Source organism: Halomonas sp. ND22Bw (assembly GCF_003011945.1).
In the GTDB taxonomy this organism is placed as follows: domain Bacteria; phylum Pseudomonadota; class Gammaproteobacteria; order Pseudomonadales; family Halomonadaceae; genus Halomonas; species Halomonas halophila.
Genome location: NZ_PXWD01001655.1, coordinates 1 through 241 on the forward strand (window position 1 = coordinate 1; position 241 = coordinate 241).

Genomic DNA, 241 nt, shown 5'->3' on the forward strand with positions numbered 1-241 from the left:
CGACGCCGGCTATCACATGATCGACGACATCAACGCCGAGTCGTCGACGACGGGCGCCAACTGGAACTATGAGGTGAACAACGGCTGGGCCGCCTTCGCGCGCCTGGGCTATCGCTTCAACCCCAACTGGCGCGTCGAGCTCGAAGGCGGCTACCGTTCGGGCGACATCGGCAAGGTCCGCGCCGTTTCCGGCACGCAAGGCCTGTGCAATTTCGCGCCTGCGACAGGCGGCTGCTTCTCG

1 protein-coding gene is annotated in these 241 nt (G+C 65.6%); it reads left to right on the top strand.

Features of this window, described 5'->3' with window-relative positions; translation table 11 throughout:
• Nucleotides 1-16: 16 nt before the first annotated feature.
• Nucleotides 17-241 (top strand): porin family protein (locus tag CVH10_RS23885; protein WP_219925092.1); only part of this gene is annotated, 225 nt, incomplete at its 3' end.